This window comes from Rhodocytophaga rosea (genome assembly GCF_010119975.1).
Classification (GTDB): domain Bacteria; phylum Bacteroidota; class Bacteroidia; order Cytophagales; family 172606-1; genus Rhodocytophaga; species Rhodocytophaga rosea.
This window is the reverse complement of the sequence record NZ_CP048222.1, coordinates 1169818-1188358: the sequence shown is the minus strand read 5'-3', so window position 1 is coordinate 1188358 and position 18541 is coordinate 1169818. Positions and strand designations below refer to the sequence as shown.

The window sequence follows — 18541 nt, the reverse complement described above, 5'->3', positions numbered from 1 at the left end:
AACAAATTGCTTAGATGTATAAAGGCAAAGTTGTTACAAACCTACTTTGTCTGAGATCAGGTAATCTTCGTTGCGTTTGGAGCCGATCGTAGTCATCATTTCGCCCAGAAAACCTGCCAGAAATAACTGGGCACCCACAATAATGGCAACCAGTCCGAGAAAGAATAAAGGATGATCTGTAACATTGCGATAAGGCAAGCCTTTATTAATGGCAATGATCTTTTTTATAATTAACCATACCGCCATTCCCATTCCAAAAACAAACGAAAAAATGCCCAGGCTTCCAAAAAAGTGCATAGGCCGTTTGCGGAATTTGGATACGAAGGTAATAGACAATAAATCGAGAAACCCGAAAATGAAGCGTTCCCAGCCAAATTTGGTTACGCCATATTTTCTGGCACGGTGTTGCACTTCCTTTTCACCAATTTTAGTAAACCCCTGCCATTTGGCGATCACCGGAATATAGCGGTGCATTTCCCCATATACATCAATAGCTTTTACTACTTTATAATTATAGGCTTTAAGGCCGCAGTTAAAATCATGCAGACGTATCCCAGACATAAGGCTGGTAACATAGTTGAAAAATTTTGACGGAATGGTTTTACTCAATGGATCGTGGCGTTTCTTTTTCCAGCCCGAAATCAGATCGTACCGCTGCCTGGTAATAAGATTGTACAGTTCTGGGATTTCATCGGGGCTATCCTGCAAATCAGCATCCATTGTAATTACTACCCGGCCTTTGGCTGCTTTAAAACCAACATCAAGCGCCGCAGATTTACCATAGTTCCGGTTGAAACGGATACCTTTGACACAAGTATTGCCAGCCGATAAGTCGTTAATTACCTCCCAGGACGTATCCCGGCTTCCATCATCAATAATAATCACTTCATAGCTGAACCCGTTTTCCTGCATTACCCGTTCAATCCAGGCGCACAGTTCTGGCAGTGATTCTGATTCGTCTTTGGCAGGAATAACAACTGAAATATCCGGTTTGTCTAACATAGGTAGTGGTGGCATTCGTATTGATTGAATAACGAATAGTGATCGTACAATAATTCAAACCCATTCATTATTTGATGAGGCATATTATTTTCCTTTAAAAACCGGCTTGCGTTTTTCCAGAAAAGCCTGTATTCCCTCCTGGCTATCCTGCGAACGGCCGGCCAATTCCTGGTATAAGGCTTCGTATTCCAGCATTTCATCTAGGGATGATTGATAGGAGAGATTCAGCAGACGCTTCATCAGGCCAACCGCTTTGGTAGGAGCAGCGGCATAGTACGCAGTATATTGCGCTACTGCCTGATCTAATTCGGAGGCAGGTACTACTTTGTTTACCAGTCCAATTGCCTGTGCTTCTCTGGCCGGAACTTTAGTACCCATCGTAGAGAGTTCGAATGCCCTGGCAGAACCCACCAGGCGAGGCAGAAAATAAGAGGAACCAGAATCCATTACCAGACCAATGCCAATAAAGATCTCTGCCAGAGAAGCTTCTTCAGAAGCAATAATCAGGTCGCAGGCCAGGGCAAGCGAACATCCGGCACCGGCAGCCACGCCATTCAGTTTACAAATAACAGGCTTTGGCATGTTCCGCATTCCCAGGATAATTGGGTTATACCTGGCCCGTACGTTATCGGCAAAGGAATCTATTTTTACACCTGCAATTGATTTTAAATCCTGGCCGGAGCAAAATCCTTTTCCAGCACCAGTGAGCGCAACCACCCGTACTGTTTCATCGGCAGTTGCTTTTCTGAATGCTTCCTGAAGCTCAAAACTTAGTTTATCATTGATAGCATTGTATACTTCAGGCCGGTTGAGGGTAATGGTACAAATGCTGTTTGAGATATCATATAGCAGATGTTCAAACATAGTTTTGGTGGTTTTGGCAGAAAAGTACAAAGCATTCTGTAGAAAGCAAAACACTTGCTGTATAGTAGGTTCAAAACAAATCCTCTAAAACTGTTTCTGCTGCGGGATAGTAGATAAATATTGAATAGATGATCTGTACTCTCCTCTTTGAAGGCTCACTACTCAAATATTGAAGTTGCTATTGTTGATGCGGAAGTATGATCGTAAAAGAAGTTCCCTGGTCAGGCTCAGATTGAAGCGTAATGGTGCCTTGTAGTTTAGAAACACTTTCTTTTACAATGTATAAACCCAAACCCGAGCCGGTCGCCTGATTAGAAGCTCTGAAAAACATGTCAAATACTCTTTCCTGGTATTGAGAATCAATGCCTAACCCATTATCGCCGATGAAAATATGGGCGCCGGCTGAGTCAATAGTTACATGAATTTTTATAAACGGAGATTCTTTATCCAGATCATGGTATTTGATCGCATTAGACAGCAGATTGTTGAGAATTACCAGCAAACGGCTTTTGTCGGAGTAAAAACCAGAACTTGCAGAAACCTGAAGTTCAATATTAATTTTTGAAGCTCCTTCCATATAGGCATGGTTTTCAATAATACCCTTGAAGAGTTTATCAAAATCTATTTCTTCTTTTTCAACTTCCAGCCTGGCATTTCTGGAATAATCATTAATCTCATGGATTGTAGCATCCAGTTTATGAATACTTTTTTCCATCAGCGACAAATATTTAAGATGCGTTTCCGATTCAGTCGAAAATTTGGTTATGTTGATCAGGCCTAATATGGAGGTAAGCGGAGCCCGCAGGTTATGAGAGACACTGTATACGAACCGGTCGAGCTCAGTATTAAGCTTTGTAAGTTCTTCGTTTTGTTTTGCCAGCCTCAGTTCATTTTTCTTCCGGTCGTCAATATCCATAATGGTGCCCCTGAGCCGGGTTAGCTTTCCATCCGGACGCACAATAGGTTTGCCAATAATATTTACATACTTGGTAGTGCCATCCGGCAAGAGTATGCGCACATCTACATTGTAAGAATCGCATCTTTGTGTAGCTAACTTGGCTTCATTACGCAATAAGGCATAATCGTCGGGGTGATAATACTGATAGGACTCTTCTATGGTAGGTGTACCTTTGAATATATCTAAACCATAAATAAGAAAAGTGGCCTCCGACCAGATGAGTTTGTTTTCCGGCAGGCGGATTTCCCAGTTTCCAATTAGCGCTGCCTTCTGGGTATCTTTCAGAAATGCCTCACTTTCTATAATTTTTTCTTCTGCTTTTTTGCGGTCGGTGATCTCATACATAATGGTTAGATACTGAATGATCTTTCCCTGCTGATTAAGTATGGGATTAATAATGGTATCCACCCAGAAAAAGGAGCCATCTTTGGCCTGGTTTTTAATCTCTCCCCTCCACAACTTACCCTCTTGTAAAATCTGCCACATATTGGCATAAAAAGCCCTGGAATGGTATTCGGCATGCACCAGTGAATAATGTTTCCCTATCAGTTCTTTGCGGCCGTATTTAGATATTTTACAATAAAATTCGTTAACGTGTATCAGCTTACCCGAAAGATCTTTAATAGAGATAAGGGCACTTCTGTCTAACGCATTTTTGTAGTTTTCCAGCCGGTTATATGCCTGATAAAAACTCTGTTCTACCTGCTGTTTGTGTTGTTCGAGTTCTTTACGGTCGGAAATATCTGATTCAACAGCAATAAACCGGCTCAGATTACCATTTTCGTCATAAACAGGAGATACCGATATAGAAAGCCAGTATGGCTGGCCACTTTTTTTGTAATTGATGATTTCTGTTTTAAAACTTTCGCCGTTGGCTATACATTGGCTCATGTAATTCACCTTTTCCGGTTCTGTGAGCGGCCCCTGCAGTAATTTTCCAGGTTTCTGGCCAATGGCTTCTTCAAAGCTATAACCTGAAATTCTGATAAACCCTTCATTTACCCACTCAATAATCCCGTTTTTATCCGTAATAATTACGGCATTGTCAGTATGTTTGGCAACCAGAGAAAGCTTGCTGAGTTCAAGTTCATTCTTTTTCCGGGAGGTAATATCATAGGCGATAAAAGAAACCGCATAAATTTCGCCAGATATATTATATACCGGCATATATTGCAGTTCAAACCATAATACCAGGCCATTGGCATAACGAAGTTCACGCTCATAGCTAATGCGCTCACCAGCATAAGCACGTTTAAAACTATTCTGAAAATGGGGCAGATCTGTGGGATTTGAGTAATTCAGCATGCTTTCGCCTTCCCCGCCCTCTTTCTTCCAGACCAGCCGTATATACTTTTTGGCAAGGGCATTCAGCTTGATTATTTTGTAATCTTTATCAAGCAGAAAATCTGCCTGGGGGAAAGCATCTACTAAGGCAGATAAATGAGCTTTTGAGTTCCTGAGCTCTGTTTCAATCCGCTTCCTCTCCGTAATATTCCTGGAAGTAACAATAATTCCCTGAATGGCCTCGTGGGAAAGCATATTGTTCCCAATGGCTTCCAGGATAATATACTCTCCGGAAGCAGTGGCAAAACGACACTCTACCGGTTCATTTTCTCCGGATACAAGCAGGGCTTTCGTGAAGACATTCATCACCTTATCTACATCTTCGGAGTGTATAAAACTAAATACATTTTTACCAATAACCTGGCTTTTGGTGTATCCGAAAACCTTATAAAAAGCAGGGCTTTCGTATCGGATGGTACCATCACTATTAAGAATGGTCAGGATATCAGAAGAATTTTCAATCAGCAGGCTGAAAAGATCACTGTCGTTGAAACTAGCTTCACCAGCCATATTCATACAAATGGCGGCGCAAGTGGATATGGCAGGCTTCAGTAAGGATACTGTATCCAAGTGATAGGGACAAGTATCATTCAGCAGAACCAATACGCCCAGAACGGTATCCTCAAACGCTAATGGTATGGCTATCAAATTGTTTGCAGATACAGGAAGTTCAGTTCCCTGAACACCAGTTAATGGATACTCGTGATGAATTAAAGCTTTATTTGTGTTAACCACTTCATCCAGCAATGCCTTAACAGCGCAATGATCTATTGGCAGTATTTGCTTGGGAAGTACAGAAGTGCCAGTTAGTGTTTTTTGTTCGGAGGTTGCGGCTGCAATGTGTTGATAAGAGGGATAAGAACCGGTATGTTTTACTTTGATAATAAAACCATAATCGCTTTGGGTATATTCTGTAATATACTCAGTTAACTCAAGAATAATAGTTACAGGTGTTCCTTTACCGGCAAGCAGTTTATTTTGTAATTTATTTAGTTCATTAAGCAAAGCCTGTTGCAAGTCTATTGAGTAATCGTTGTTCATTGAAAAAATCTGCCCATCCCATCTTGAAAGTTAGTATAAATGCTTCCGGTCTTAGCTGTAAAAATTGGCGTACGGCAGGTATGTAATAAAATATGGTAGAATGCTGAGATAAGACTGTTTTGTTCAAAATAACAGTTAGTTTTTGGAGTTAAATATCAAGAGGAGAGCTATATACAGATTTTGCCAGACGAACTATTGCTACTTTCTATGATAAAAGTGGTATAAATTGCGGTGACCTTACATATGTTTTTGCCAATAAGCAAGACTGACTATTTACCTGAATCAAGTTCCAGTGCGAATGTGTAGTCAAGTTTTACTGTATATCCTGGTTTTCAGTATATCTTCGTTGCAGGATATGGATGTGTCGGCCAAGTAAAGATTGTGTAATTCATCCTTTGTGAGGATAGTGCATTTATTATAATTTCTTAGCTGGCACTGAATATGTTTACTTGTACTTATTTGTGATCTACCTTATATGAGATATGAGCCATTGTTTCTATTTATTTAATAAGTACTATATTTTTTTATGGCTGCTCATAGCTGGCTGTTTGCCGGCAATTGCCCAGGATCAGGCACTGGTACATGCTGAAAAAAGTCTGCTGTTGTACCACCAATCCCTGGATTCACTCAGGCGTGTACATACGAATGTGAAAGAAATGCCTGATTTACATTTTTTTCTCTTTGGCATGGGTGACCGCCATAAAATGATTTACAGAGGGGGTAAACTCATAGATGCCGCCACTGGCGATGTGCTCAAACGATGGAAGATCAACAAAGAATTGATCGTGCCTTCTGAATATTTAGTGTATCTGGAAACCGAGGATGGCCGCAAAATCCGGATTATCGAAAATGGAAAAGGCGTCTACATCTGGGATGGCAATAAAGTAACTGTAGCCAGTGAGAGCAAACTGAACCTGCCGACCTTTGAGGGACAACCCTATGCGCCGGTATTGCGGGTATTACACCATGAGATTCTGATAAACATACATAACGGATTGCCATTACCTAATTTCCTGGTATATAAAAAAGCCCGTTTCCGGGATGCTGCCTTGATGGCTATGGTGCTACAACAGACGGATAACCTGCATCTGATTAAAGACTGGATTTTGGCTATTCGGGACCCATTTGACCGCCATAATCAAAGTATGAGCGAAGCAGACAATCTGGGGCAGGTATTATACCTGGTTTCACTGGTTTCTGGCAAAGAACACCCGGTTGTAAAAATGGTACTTGACTCGGTACAGCAGTTTGGGAAGGAGAATTATATTGAAGGCAAAACAGGTGATACTTTACATCCGGTTTTCCAGACCAAATGGATAAAATATGGATTCCACTCTCTCGGCTTACATGATCCTTACCAGATTCCTGCCGTATATGATAGTTATTCTTCCCTGTTCTGGTGGGATTTTAAACAGCCTCATGTGGGCGGAAACCGTTTTGATAAGGCCAGTAATCAGAATTATCCATATCTTGTGTGGGCCGAAGATCATTTTTTCGGAGAAGCAAAGGGAAGGCTTACCAACCGGTATTATCCGCTTTCCTGGGAAGCGCAAGCGAATGATGCCTATTACCCTGGCATGCAGGTACTCAATGAAATTCTCGTCAAGGACAAAGTAGGAATGCCTCATAGCTGGCATGCCGCCGAAATGTTTTTGTTATTAAAAGAATCGAAGTAGCGTAAATGAAAGTGTATAATTAGTATGCATCATCAAAGATAAAAAGTAAACAAGAATGAATTTCATGATTGTAAAACCGAGAATTAGCCGGGAAGAATTTTTACAATATTTGATAGAATAGTTTCCTGTGCTTGCATCTGAATTGAAAGACGAATATTACCAAGGATTAATTTATTTACAAGTTGCTTGCTTGGCCGGATATGCTAACAGCTGTTTATCAGCAGGCAGATTAGATGAACTGAAAAGAATAATTGTTTTTTTTCAATTAACAGTGGAAAAAGTAGATACTACAACTGAAAACGCTTTATATGTTTCATTCCTGGAACATCTTGAATTAGATGTTGATTACAAGTATGCAAACGAAGCAAAGAAGCTGTTGAAACCTGAGTACCTGAATATTTGGAATGAATTGAGAAAATAAAGACAAAAAATAAGTGCATGACATCGCTTTCATCAATCACCTTGCCATAAACGCTAAAGCATGAAGCCGTGGCGCTGTGTAATCCATTAGATTTACAAACGCTCAGCCATTTATAAAGATGCAGTAATTAATGACTAAATTCCATACGTCACGATTATTATAAATAAATCACCCTATCACTCATTTGCCTTATGCCCTGGATTATTCTTATTGTTCTGACAGCCCTGTTTTTCGGATTGTATAACTTTTTTATTAAGGTATCTGCCGGACAGATCCATCAAATACTGGGAGCCGTTATTTTACAGGCGGTGGCTTTACTCATGGGAGGTGCTGCTTTGTTATTTCTGAAATGGAAAGGAGTATCCGTTGGTTTTTCTCCCAAAGGAATGATGTATGCGATTTTAGCCGGTGTGTTTGTCGGGCTGGCAGAAATTACCTCTTTTTATGTGTTTTCTAAAGGAATTAACGCCTCAGTGGGTATTCCGGTGATTGTGGGCGGAACGGTGCTGGTCGGTGCTGTACTGGGTATTGTGTTTCTGAAAGAAAGTGTGTCGTGGATTCAACTGACAGGCATTGCCTGTATTCTGGCAGGCGTAGCTATTCTGGCTTCTCATGCTGCCTGAATATCACAAAAAATAATCTTAAATTATATATGATGAAGTAGGGAATTTAACGCATATAATATTTTAAGCCTTCTCCGGATTCAGAAAGTTATTAGCATGCTTTGTTGTTATATACTGCCAGCCGATAAATATAAATGGAATGGCCAGCAAAGCATCAGAAATATGGGCAATTAATTCTATTCTTAGAATCCTGCTCACCGGAAAGGCAATGGCACCTAAACATATCAGAATACCAGCCCACATAGGTACAGCCGCTTTTCTTATCAGCATAATTCCCAGCACCAGCAGGCTTAATGGAAATAGAGGGCCAGACCAGAAAAGCAGCAAATTAAAACTGAGCGGATGTTCAGCGGCAGCTTTGAGATAGGTATCATGGTCTATGTTGAATACTTCTGAAAAAACACCCACAAATCCAAAATTTATTCCGCTTACACAGCCATAAATAGCTACCAGCAACCCGATAGTAGCATAAACAGGCATCTTTTCTTTGAGCAGGTCAAATAAAACGATAAAGGCCATGATCCAGAAAACAAGGGATAAGGCCAGTAAAGTACCTCCTGTAATTCCATATTCTCCGCTTTCCCAGAAAAAGGTGGATGCGCCAAATAACAACGGGGCAATGATTAATGAAATGCCCCGGAATAATGGATGAATACTGGTATGAATGGGTTGCATAACATACTAGGGTAGGAGTGAAGTATAAGGGTGCTGTTTGTTACATAAATTAAGTCTAAGATTATTCCCGGCTAACAGAGCCTCCGCTGGAAGTATTGCTGTCAACAGAAGCTTCACCCCGGTACAACACCCGGCCTGCACTGCTGGCTTCGGCCATCAATTTCTGGTTGGCATATAATTCTGCCAGACCTGCGCTGCTTACATCTACATCTACTTCTTCCACAATAAAATCAAATCCCCGGAGTTTTGCCGCACTTGATACTTCCGCTTCCAGTCTTTCTGCACGGCCATTGAGTTCGAGTTCTGCTGCGCCATTCACCGAAACAGTAAGCTTACGGGCATTAATATCTATTTCTGACTGGGCTGCTCCCGATAGTTGAATGTCTACATCATCACTGTGATCGTTATCAAATCCTTTTACGGTTGATTCAGAAGCGCCATGAAAATGCAGCCCGGCGATTGCAGGCATGGTAATGTCTACCCGTATTTTTTCCCGGTTCAGGTGCCTTTCAAAAAAGTTGCCATTTTCAAATTTTACTTCCAGTTCTCTTCCGGATACACTTGCGCGGATGTCATCAATATCTTCTTTCTTGCCACTTACCCGCACGTTGTATTCGTCGCCCTGCCGTACATTTACTATAAAAGCACTGCCAATATTAAGCCTGTCAAAATCGCGGAGTTTGAATTCACGGATGTTGCCATCCTGGCTGGTATGGATCTCTCCGGTGATCACTTCCTCGTCTAAACAATTCTGACAAACCAGACCCTGGTCTTTTACAAATTTATATACTTTATCTCCTCCTTTATAATCATTGCGGCGCATCAGATGTGTAAGAGATTCATCAAACATAAAAAGCTGCTCAAAGGGCATATACAAGGTCATGCTTAACTCCTGTGCCCGGAATTTTGCCTCATCTTTAAAGTCATAATTTGAATCAAACGTAATAACAGAATCTGCATGAGAAACAGTATATTCTATACCCTGTGCATTAACGATTGCATCCTGCCGGTTTTTTCCACGGGCTTCAAACCGTTGCACCAGTTTGGGTTCTGTGCCTTCGTAAGGTTCTAAGGAAAGCCGTACTTCGTCGAAAGTATCGTTTCCTGCTTCACGTACATTCAGGTATACTATTTTTTTGCCGGTAGTAAACGTACGCGTCGTTTCAAAATACCCCTTGGTGCGAAACTGACCGGCATAGGCTGGTACAGTAACACTGGTAGCGATCAAAGAAATAATCCAGATGCTGAATAAGGTCCAGCCTACCGGAGCTTTCATAGTACTCCGCTTGGCTATCAGGCTGGTACCCATATGGCCAATAAAAATAGTTGGAATAAAGAGTACGAAAAATAAAGAAATGAATCCCACTGCCGGAAAACTGTTTTGTAGCAGCCCTACCGGAAAATCACCTGTATCAATGAAGTTATATACTGGAATCAAGCCTATTGCAATGCCCATGGCTATAAACATTCCAACAACCAGCGATACGGTAAAAATAACCAGAAGCAAACCTGCTCCTACACGAATCATATCCAGACCAAACAGGGCAATAGGGCCTAAAGCCTTACTTATTCCGCCTACTATGGTAGCAATGAGCCGGAAAGGGAACAAAAGTATCTTTATAAGGTTACTTTCTTCTCCGTTTTCGTCAGGTGCGAAATTTTTTTTTATATTTTGTTCGATATTCGACAAAGTAACTGGTTCTCCCTGCATCTGCATCTTTTCGGTGATGGTTTTAGCTACTGGTGTAATGGCCCATAAAATCAGATAGAGCAGCAAGCCGGTACCGAAGAAAATAAATCCCAGTACAAAGATCAGCCGGACAATGGTTACATCTACGCCAAAATAAGCAGCGATACCACTAGCCACTCCACCTATTGTTTTCTGGTCAGGGTTCCGGTAGAACTTCTTAATAGTTTTGTCTTCCTGTAAGGTAGTAGTACCAGGCACTACCATCCACAAAATCACGTAGCTGATAAATGATATACTGGAAAAAGAGCCGGGCAGAAAGAACATATCGAAGAAAGCGGCACAAAACATGAGGCGAACCCAAAGCGGATCGATGGTAAAGTAATGGGCGATACCTGAAGCAACTCCACCCAGCAATTTGCGGTTAATATCGCGGTACAATTTTTTGGGAAGGCCAGTTGTAGCATCAGTAGCAGCCGTTGCCGTAGCAGTTCCGGCTTCAGTAGCATAGGCAGTATTACCACCGGCTGTTTGACGGGCATATTTTTCTTCTACTTCTTCTATCGCTTCAAAGTCGGAGATATTACCCATCGTTACGATAAGCTTGTCTACATCTTCCCCGGCAATCACCTGTTTTCCGGGATTTAGTTTTCCCAGAAAAATTTCGGCTATCCGGCTTTCGATGTCGGCGATAATCTCCTTATTGTCTGCATAAGAGGCAAAGTATTTCTGAATAGAACTCAGGTAATTTCTCAGTTTTTCGTAGCCATCCTCCTCAATGTGAAAGATGATTCCGCTAATATTGATACTAATCGTCTTTTTCATGTGTATCAGTTTTTATTTTTATTGCTACTCAGATGCTTTAGTTGAAGTATCCGGCAGTATATTTCTTAGTGAACGGGTTTAACTTTTGGTGCCGATTGTAATGGCTAATCCGGTTCCACTTCCAGACTCTGTTGCCGGACTATTGCCATTCCGTTGTATAATCTGACTGGTAGAAGTAACCAGCTCTGTCCATGTATTTTGAAGGCTATCCAGAAAATTAGTACCATCTTGTGTGAGAGTATAATACTTTCTGGGTGGTCCTGAACTGGATTCGACCCATTTATACTCAACGAGTCCGGCATTTTTCAGCCTTGTCAGCAAGGGATATAAGGTACCTTCCACGACCATAATTTTAGCTGCTGTCAGTTCTTCCAGCATGTCGGATGCGTATACCTCACCTCTTGAAATTATATGCAGGATGCAAAATTCCAGGATACCCTTTCGCATTTGCACTTGTGTGTTTTCTACATTCATATCGCATTATTGTTTGAAATTAATTATCTGCTGCCTTGCGCAGATTTGCTACCGGGACTACATGTCTTTACAGTGGTTCTTAGTTTGTTTACAATTTCTTTTACCTTGTTTTCATCCGAAGTGTATAAGGTAGTAGTAATCATATCCAGGTTGAGGAAACCGACAATATCACTGTCCGTTTTCATTTTCATCCGCAGTTCATAGGTCTTATCCTCATTCCGCACATAGGTAATATTATTTATCTCGTTCAGGTTAAAAGTAAAATTTTTGTCCAGGTTAAAGCCACCGCCGTCATCGTTTGCTTTGGCCGAATACTTACAGCTACACTCATTAAAATCGTATTGCTGGCTAACAGTTGATTTTTTAGCGCTTTTGGCCAGTGTGTTCAGTTCTTTTTCGAGCCACTCTGTATCCTTCGCTACAGCCGACTGCGCCTGCATGTTGAAACTCCATAAACAAATGCCGCTGAGTAAGCAGGCTATAATAATATACTTCATAAATTAAGTATGAATTTTTTGGGTTATCAGCCCTGTTAACTGACTGACAATACAAATGTAGTAAAAGGTACTATGTAAAGCAAGGTACTTTATAAAATTATTTTTATAATTGTGTGGATGGATAAAAAACTGTTTGAATGGTAAAAAGGCAATGAGTTGTTAGTAGGCACAGATAGAGATTGGCTCAGCCTTTACTTAAAAAAGTAGAGGCACTATGTATAATGACAGTTTTTTTGTGAAACTTTACGCTCCTTTTGCTTACAGGCAATCCTGAGAGAAATCCTCTTTGGGTAAGGGAATCGAACAAATGAAGCGAATTCTAACGGTATTCGGCACAAGGCCCGAAGCAATCAAAATGGCCGTTCTGGTGAAGAAGTTAAACCAGGACCCATTTTTTGAACATAAATTATGTGTAACCGGCCAACACCGCCACATGCTGGACCAGGTGCTCAATATATTTGGTTTACAGCCAGATTATGACCTCAATATCATGCAGGAAAAACAAGACCTGTTTGATATTACCAGCAATATTTTACTTCGAATCCGGCAGGTACTGGCAGAATATAAGCCTGATCTGGTATTGGTGCATGGTGACACAACTACCTGTTTTGCTACTACCCTGGCTTGTTTTTATGTACAGATTCCGGTAGGCCATGTAGAAGCCGGGTTACGTACCTGGAATTTGCAGGCACCTTTTCCGGAGGAAGCCAACCGAACGCTTGTTTCCAGGCTGGCAACCTATCATTTTGCACCTACCAGGAAAAATGTAGAGAATTTGCTGGGAGAGGGGATTCAGTCTACTCATATTATCCAGACAGGGAATACCGTGATTGACGCATTATTTGAAATTGCCAATACCGTGAAGTCTTTTTCGAAAAATCTCACTTCGCATACAGTGGCCGGTTTGATACAAAATGCTAAAAAAATTCTGCTGGTAACCGGGCATCGCCGGGAGAACTTCGGGCAGGGTTTTATTGAGATTTGCCAGGCACTGGTAGAACTGGCGCAGAAATACCCGGATTTGCATATTGTTTATCCGGTTCACCTGAATCCTAATGTAATGAAGCCAGTGTATGGCCTTACCAGCCAAGTACCAAATATATACCTGATGGACCCCCTTGGATATGAGGATTTCATTTTCCTGATGAAACATGCCTATTTAATCTTAACGGATTCGGGTGGTGTACAGGAAGAAGCGCCTGGCCTGGGTAAACCTGTGCTGGTGATGCGCGATACTACCGAACGGCCGGAAGCGGTAGAGGCCGGAACGGTAAAACTGGTAGGGGCCAATAAAAATAATATTGTAGCAGGCATTGCCCAACTTCTGGAAGATCAGCATCTGTATGAGCAGATGTCAAAAGCGAATAATCCCTATGGCGATGGAGCCGCCAGCGACAGAATCATTCATTTCCTAAAAAGCCTGAACTAAACAATTAAGTACTTCCATCTATGTAGAATTACATAATTAACGATTAATGTATTTTGGATATATTTCTGATTATCAGATAATTAATGATTATATGTTTTCGGTTTTACATTGCTCATTTGCTTAAAAAATAATAAATCTTACTTATTAGCCTTTATTCTTTAATGTCAAAACCTTCTCTTCTCTATATATCTATTAACGACGGCTCAGATACACGTATAAATAAGGAAATAAAAATACTTTCTGCTGCATTTGATATATATTATATAGGCATAGGCAAAAGCACAGAAAAAGCATTTGTAAAGGTTTACTGTAAAAGTTTCAAGACTGTTACCGGCCATCATAAGAGCATTGTATCGCTGCTTAGGTTTTATCTATTGTTTCTTCAATCTTTTTTTAGCCGGCCTTATGCTTCCTTTCATGTCATCAATGAGCAGCTCCTGCTGATTTTTTCTCCTTTTCTGTATTGGCAAAAAAAGAAAGTAGTACTGGATATTTTCGATTCCATCTTTCTGCGGATGAACCGGAAACTAAATTTCTTGAGAAACCTGGTATACAGCCTGCCTTCCGCCATACTGGTAACAGATGATAACCGCAAGACATTAATGCCGGATGCCTTTCAATACAAGATCACTGTGGTAGAAAATTATCCATACCGGTACACTGGCACTATCAACAAGATAAGTACAACCGATTCGGTACTGATTTTCTATAATGGATCGATGAGTAAAACCCGGGGTACAGAGCTATTGCTCCGGATGCTGGAAATAGAAAAGAATATGCGGGTAAAAATGGCTGGCTGGGTATATGACGAAGCTACCAGAGAACTTTCTCAGCATCCGCAGGTAGAGTTTATGGGGGTGATCACTCAGCAGCAGTCCATGCAGGTAGCTTCACAATGCGATTATATATTATCACTGTATGAGCCTGTAAATGAAAATAATATCAATGCCAGTCCGAATAAAATATACGATGCCATACAGGCACAAACGCCGGTGATCATAAATGCCGAGGTAAAAATCGCTAGTTTTGTACAGGAACAAAAGATTGGCTATGTTATGGATTCTTTTTATGAAACAAATTACCCCCGCATCATAGCAGATCTGAAAGTACTCAAACACACATTTATGTTTAACCCCGATTTGCAATATACTTTTACCTGGGAGGCAATTGAGAATAAACTACTGCTGGCTCATAAGCAATGAAGATATTATTGTGCACCAATTCTTTTGAAAATGTGGTGAATGGTCCTGCCAAATTTGCCAATCTGATTCTGGAAATTAATCAGCTGTATCCGCAGCACCAGATCCACATACTTACGGAAGATATTACTGCTGAAAGACCATATGTACACAAAGCAGAACTCAGATTTTCCAGGTTATTTAAGCCCTTCAGCCAGTTTCTGCGCATGTTTGTCTATCACCGCTATGCCCAAAAAATCTATAAAACTTTTCCTTATGATGTGCTGGTATACAACAATGCATTTATAGGATTGTGGAGCGCGATGGTTTCTAAACAACCAGTGGTAGGAATGGTTAATGATGACAATAATCTGACAGTCAGCTGGCAAAATTTTAAATTTAATCAACTAAGCATCAAACAACTTATTTTCAAACAGTTTGAAAAGCTGGCCGTACATTTCGATCAACTTGTTATTTCTAATTCACACTACCTGACACAACAGCTAATAAACGCCTACTACCTCAATCCTGAGAAAATCTGTTTGCTTTACAAAGCGGTAGATTTGTCGAAAATTGAATATAAGGCAGAACGATCCTTTGCATTACCCATCAAAATATTGTTTGTAAAAGCAGATTATGTGCGGGGTGGCTTGCCAGTGCTGGCGAAATCGTTGAAAAAGTTAAACCATATACAATTTTTACTTACTATCATTGGGCCACATCACAAATTTGAGAAACACATATACACTTTATTTGAAAACAACAGCCATATAAAAATTAACTTTCTGGCTGAACAATCTCAAAAAAATGTATATGAGCAAATGTGTACCCACGATATTTTCTGTGTTCCTTCGTTAAAGGAAGCATTGGGGGTCGCAAATATCGAAGCATTGGCCTTCGGCATTCCTGTCGTCAGCACCTATACTGGAGGAATACCGGAAGTATTAGATAATGGGAAGAATGGCTGGCTGGCTAACTCAAATGATGCGGAAGACCTGGCCATTCAGTTATCGAGCTGTATAAGTAACGAGCCAGAGAGGAATCAGAAATCTGCCAATGGCCGAAAATTTATAGAGAAATTTGCAGCCAATACTATGTTTTTAACATTCATAAACATTGCGGAAAATGCATGTAAGCCTGTTACCAGATACACAAGCCGCTAGTGCGGCAATACCCGACACCAGACCATCCAGTAAAAGAGATTATCATGTGGTACTATTTTTCTGGAATGTAGCCATGGTCATTATTGGGTATGGTCTGGCAAATGTTACTGGTATGGCTTCGCTTGCACCAATGAAAATACTGCGGATTGTACTGTTGGCTTTTTCATTAATATACTTATTTAACAGCAGAAAGCAGTATGTCTACATTTTTAAAGGCCGGTCTTCATGGATTATCTGGGCATTCATCGCATTAAATATGTATGTACTCCCATTCAGTGCCAGTATGGCTATAAGCTTAGAAAAGTTTATTAATCTTGTACCTTATTTTATTTATTTAAACTATTTTATAATATATCTCCACCGTAGGTATAATAAAGAACAAATATTAAATATGATTCTTAATGTATTTAATATTGTATATGTGATTCCATTATTTTCTTTTATTTTTTTGGGAGGTAATTTCTCTCAGGAAGACATTTATGGTGAGATGGTAGGGGGCTTTATTTCAAACCATTATGGCTGGAGTTCTGCCATTTTTATCACCACCACTGTGGACTTATTAAGAAATGATTATTCGCTATCAAAAAAAAGAAGAATTATTATCTTTTTTTTACTGCTCTTATCCTGCTATGTGCTAGTGATAAGTGGTTCCAGAAGTGGATATCTTACAGTTGCCCTTTGTTTCCTGCTTTTTATTTTAAGAAATACGAATTCAAGTTTATTTGTTAAGCTGGCAAGCGTTTTATTAGTATCTTTTTTTGTAATTCAATTGTATGGAAATGAAAACTCTGCTTTTAACAAACGGTTAGATAAAACAGAAACTCAACTTGAAAAAGGAGATGCCAGGACACAAACGTATGCATTAGGCTACGAAACTATGGCAGATAATCCCTCTACCATCATTACAGGTTTTGGATTTTATGCTTTTAGGGAAGCCCTTATCAGCTTTAATAAAGAAATAACTATAGATAAGCTTAAAATAAGCCTTCATAATTCTTATTACGAACTGCTGTTTGGAAGCGGGATTTTTATCTTTACTTTCTTTGTGGTGCTGTTTGTGCTCAATACTTTGCTTTCCTTTTTTAGATTTCATTCTGCTCACTATATTTTTTTACCCCCACTTATATTTATTCCCTTTTTTGAAAACAATTTTAACCCCGGACAATTTTTGTTTTTCCCCTGGTTCTCTATTATGTTTTATTATATGCATTACAGGGAAAAGCAAATAATGATTTCTGTACATTCTGCACCCGAGGCTACCACAACAGATTTGATATATAATCAGAAAAATGTAGCAGCGACTCATGAATAGATTAACTTTGCACATTGAGCTATATTAAACCATGCATGGAGAAGCCTTATGTAATTACATTTCCTAAACTCGGCGATTCTAATGTTGGCTATATATCAGTAGCAGAATTAGAAAAATCTGTTCCTTTTGAAGTAAAACGTATTTTCTGGACTTATTTTACGCCAGAGAATATCATTAGAGGAAGACATGCACACTATCATACCCAGCACGTGCTGATTGCAGTGAATGGGCAAATTACAATTACTGCTGAAATGCCGGGTGGGGACATTCATCGGTTTGTTCTATCAACACCAGAACAGGGACTCTATATACCTCCTTGTGTATGGCCCACTATGCAATATTCCCATCATGCGGTGCAATTAGCCCTGGCTTCTACTGAGTATACAGAAAGCGATTACATACGGGAATACGCCAGATTTAAAGAAGTATGGAAGAAGTAGAAAAACTGCTTGCAGAAAGGGCGGATAAACTTTTATTTTATTCTCCTTACAGTTTTATCAGGGAAATCGGCCCGGAAATACAGTATGAAAAATTAATCAAAAATAAAATTATTGATTTTTCTGATAAACCAGACCATATCATCCAAGAAGTAGTAGTTGGAAATTATACGCAGCAGTTTCTTGTAAATTATTTGTCCTGGGATGCCGGTTATTTTCAAATTCCTACATACAGAATATTTGCAGTGCTCTACCGGCACAAACATTTTCCGATTCTATCTCAGGCAGTTACCTGTTTTAGAAATACTTTTATTGCCGGTAAACGAAAGTATTGTTTTATAGAAATACCCTCTGAAGATAGCCTATTATTACAGGCCTTTACCCATGCTGGTTTCAAACTGATCGAAACCAGGCTAACCTATTATCTGCCCGATGTACAATCCTATGAAAACGAAAGATTTCCTGTACATAAGGCTAATGAAAATGATGTTTCTGCTCTGAAAAAAGTAGCTGCAGAAGCCCGTAATCCCTATGACCGTATTCATGCAGATAGCATATTCACCCAGGAAATAGCAGACCAGTATCTGGCTACCTATATAGAGCAGGCTATAAACGGATTTGCAGATGCAGTACTTGTGCCATCAGAAGAACAGATTCCGGCTCATGCTTTTGTAGCACTCAGCTATCTGGCAAACGATTCAAAAGAGTTAAACTGTCAGTTATCGCGAATTCTGCTTACAGCTGTTGATCCCTCAAGCCGGGGCTGGCATTATAAACTCATCTCAGAAGCAGTGTATCAGTCAAAATCTGTTGGAGCAAAGTACCTGCTCATGACTACACAAACTACAAACCGGGCGGTGATCAGAAACTGTGAAAAATTAGGGTTCAGGCTGGGAAGCAGCACACATATTTTATCCGCTTATAACCAAGATTAG

Annotated in this window: 16 protein-coding genes; 9 read left to right on the top strand and 7 right to left on the bottom strand. The window is 40.2% G+C overall.

What is annotated here, in order from left to right:
• Positions 1-33 precede the first annotated feature (33 nt).
• The 3 genes from GXP67_RS05130 to GXP67_RS05120 form a co-directional block, all read right to left on the bottom strand.
• Positions 34-1017: a glycosyltransferase family 2 protein gene (locus GXP67_RS05130; protein WP_232064942.1), complete on the bottom strand. Its 984-nt coding sequence runs from the start codon at positions 1015-1017 to the stop codon at positions 34-36.
• A 69-nt stretch (positions 1018-1086) separates the two neighbouring features.
• A complete protein-coding gene (locus GXP67_RS05125) occupies positions 1087-1866 on the bottom strand; it encodes an enoyl-CoA hydratase/isomerase family protein (RefSeq protein WP_162442164.1) in 780 nt (259 codons plus the stop codon).
• A 178-nt stretch (positions 1867-2044) separates the two neighbouring features.
• The gene (locus tag GXP67_RS05120; protein WP_162442163.1) at positions 2045-5209 is read right to left on the bottom strand and encodes a PAS domain S-box protein; all 3165 of its coding nucleotides are present in this window, start codon (positions 5207-5209) and stop codon (positions 2045-2047) included.
• 482 nt (positions 5210-5691) lie between these two features.
• On the opposite strand from GXP67_RS05120, the gene GXP67_RS05115 reads away from it, so the two are divergent.
• The 3 genes from GXP67_RS05115 to GXP67_RS05105 all read left to right on the top strand — a co-directional run bounded on the left by GXP67_RS05115 (position 5692) and on the right by GXP67_RS05105 (position 7929).
• On the top strand, positions 5692-6885 hold the full coding sequence (locus GXP67_RS05115) for a hypothetical protein (RefSeq protein ID WP_162442162.1): 1194 nt from the start codon (positions 5692-5694) through the stop codon (positions 6883-6885).
• A gap of 127 nt (positions 6886-7012) precedes the next feature.
• Positions 7013-7306 carry a DUF7674 family protein gene (locus GXP67_RS05110; RefSeq protein WP_162442161.1) on the top strand — a complete coding sequence of 98 codons (294 nt, stop codon included), beginning with the start codon at positions 7013-7015 and terminating at the stop codon, positions 7304-7306.
• A 191-nt stretch (positions 7307-7497) separates the two neighbouring features.
• A complete protein-coding gene (locus tag GXP67_RS05105; RefSeq protein WP_162442160.1) occupies positions 7498-7929 on the top strand; it encodes an EamA family transporter in 432 nt (143 codons plus the stop codon).
• A 63-nt stretch (positions 7930-7992) separates the two neighbouring features.
• On the opposite strand, the gene GXP67_RS05100 is transcribed toward GXP67_RS05105, so the two are convergent.
• From GXP67_RS05100 to GXP67_RS05085, 4 genes are all read right to left on the bottom strand, one after another.
• Entirely contained in the window at positions 7993-8604 is a 612-nt protein-coding gene (locus tag GXP67_RS05100) for a hypothetical protein (protein ID WP_162442159.1), read from the bottom strand.
• A 61-nt stretch (positions 8605-8665) separates the two neighbouring features.
• Entirely contained in the window at positions 8666-11116 is a 2451-nt protein-coding gene (locus tag GXP67_RS05095; protein WP_162442158.1) for a PspC domain-containing protein, read from the bottom strand.
• Positions 11117-11194: 78 nt separating this feature from the next.
• Entirely contained in the window at positions 11195-11590 is a 396-nt protein-coding gene (locus GXP67_RS05090; RefSeq protein ID WP_162442157.1) for a PadR family transcriptional regulator, read from the bottom strand.
• Between the two features lie 23 nt (positions 11591-11613).
• Positions 11614-12087, bottom strand: coding sequence for a hypothetical protein (locus tag GXP67_RS05085; protein WP_162442156.1), 474 nt, complete (start codon positions 12085-12087; stop codon positions 11614-11616).
• Positions 12088-12394: 307 nt separating this feature from the next.
• Here GXP67_RS05085 and wecB point away from each other — a divergent pair, with 307 nt between their 5' ends.
• The 6 genes from wecB (at position 12395) to GXP67_RS05055 (ending at position 18541) form a co-directional block, all read left to right on the top strand.
• Complete coding sequence (wecB, locus tag GXP67_RS05080) at positions 12395-13516, top strand: non-hydrolyzing UDP-N-acetylglucosamine 2-epimerase (RefSeq protein ID WP_162442155.1); 1122 nt, start codon at positions 12395-12397, stop codon at positions 13514-13516.
• 161 nt (positions 13517-13677) lie between these two features.
• The gene (locus GXP67_RS05075) at positions 13678-14718 is read left to right on the top strand and encodes a glycosyltransferase family protein (RefSeq protein WP_162442154.1); all 1041 of its coding nucleotides are present in this window, start codon (positions 13678-13680) and stop codon (positions 14716-14718) included.
• On the top strand, positions 14715-15857 hold the full coding sequence (locus GXP67_RS05070; protein ID WP_162442153.1) for a glycosyltransferase family 4 protein: 1143 nt from the start codon (positions 14715-14717) through the stop codon (positions 15855-15857). The genes GXP67_RS05075 and GXP67_RS05070 overlap by 4 nt, the downstream gene beginning before the upstream one ends.
• Positions 15820-17169 (top strand): O-antigen ligase family protein, encoded by a 1350-nt coding sequence (locus GXP67_RS05065; RefSeq protein ID WP_162442152.1) that lies wholly within the window; start codon positions 15820-15822, stop codon positions 17167-17169. The genes GXP67_RS05070 and GXP67_RS05065 overlap by 38 nt, the downstream gene beginning before the upstream one ends.
• A 35-nt stretch (positions 17170-17204) precedes the next feature.
• Positions 17205-17609 carry a sugar 3,4-ketoisomerase gene (locus tag GXP67_RS05060; protein WP_162442151.1) on the top strand — a complete coding sequence of 135 codons (405 nt, stop codon included), beginning with the start codon at positions 17205-17207 and terminating at the stop codon, positions 17607-17609.
• Positions 17597-18541, top strand: a complete 945-nt coding sequence (locus tag GXP67_RS05055; RefSeq protein ID WP_162442150.1) for a GNAT family protein — start codon at positions 17597-17599, stop codon at positions 18539-18541. Before GXP67_RS05060 ends, GXP67_RS05055 begins: the two co-directional genes overlap by 13 nt.

Excerpts from the sequence above, each read along its gene's own strand:
- GXP67_RS05120 (WP_162442163.1), bottom strand. The coding sequence starts at position 5,209 with ATGAACAACGATTACTCAATAGACTTGCAACAGGCTTTGCTTAATGAA.
- GXP67_RS05130 (WP_232064942.1), bottom strand. The coding sequence starts at position 1,017 with ATGCCACCACTACCTATGTTAGACAAACCGGATATTTCAGTTGTTATT.
- GXP67_RS05105 (WP_162442160.1), top strand. The coding sequence starts at position 7,498 with ATGCCCTGGATTATTCTTATTGTTCTGACAGCCCTGTTTTTCGGATTG.
- GXP67_RS05115 (WP_162442162.1), top strand. The coding sequence starts at position 5,692 with ATGAGCCATTGTTTCTATTTATTTAATAAGTACTATATTTTTTTATGG.
- GXP67_RS05055 (WP_162442150.1), top strand. The coding sequence starts at position 17,597 with ATGGAAGAAGTAGAAAAACTGCTTGCAGAAAGGGCGGATAAACTTTTA.
- GXP67_RS05075 (WP_162442154.1), top strand. The coding sequence starts at position 13,678 with ATGTCAAAACCTTCTCTTCTCTATATATCTATTAACGACGGCTCAGAT.
- GXP67_RS05070 (WP_162442153.1), top strand. The coding sequence starts at position 14,715 with ATGAAGATATTATTGTGCACCAATTCTTTTGAAAATGTGGTGAATGGT.
- GXP67_RS05095 (WP_162442158.1), bottom strand. The coding sequence starts at position 11,116 with ATGAAAAAGACGATTAGTATCAATATTAGCGGAATCATCTTTCACATT.
- GXP67_RS05060 (WP_162442151.1), top strand. The coding sequence starts at position 17,205 with ATGGAGAAGCCTTATGTAATTACATTTCCTAAACTCGGCGATTCTAAT.
- wecB (WP_162442155.1), top strand. The coding sequence starts at position 12,395 with ATGAAGCGAATTCTAACGGTATTCGGCACAAGGCCCGAAGCAATCAAA.
- GXP67_RS05100 (WP_162442159.1), bottom strand. The coding sequence starts at position 8,604 with ATGCAACCCATTCATACCAGTATTCATCCATTATTCCGGGGCATTTCA.
- GXP67_RS05125 (WP_162442164.1), bottom strand. The coding sequence starts at position 1,866 with ATGTTTGAACATCTGCTATATGATATCTCAAACAGCATTTGTACCATT.
- GXP67_RS05090 (WP_162442157.1), bottom strand. The coding sequence starts at position 11,590 with ATGAATGTAGAAAACACACAAGTGCAAATGCGAAAGGGTATCCTGGAA.
- GXP67_RS05065 (WP_162442152.1), top strand. The coding sequence starts at position 15,820 with ATGCATGTAAGCCTGTTACCAGATACACAAGCCGCTAGTGCGGCAATA.
- GXP67_RS05085 (WP_162442156.1), bottom strand. The coding sequence starts at position 12,087 with ATGAAGTATATTATTATAGCCTGCTTACTCAGCGGCATTTGTTTATGG.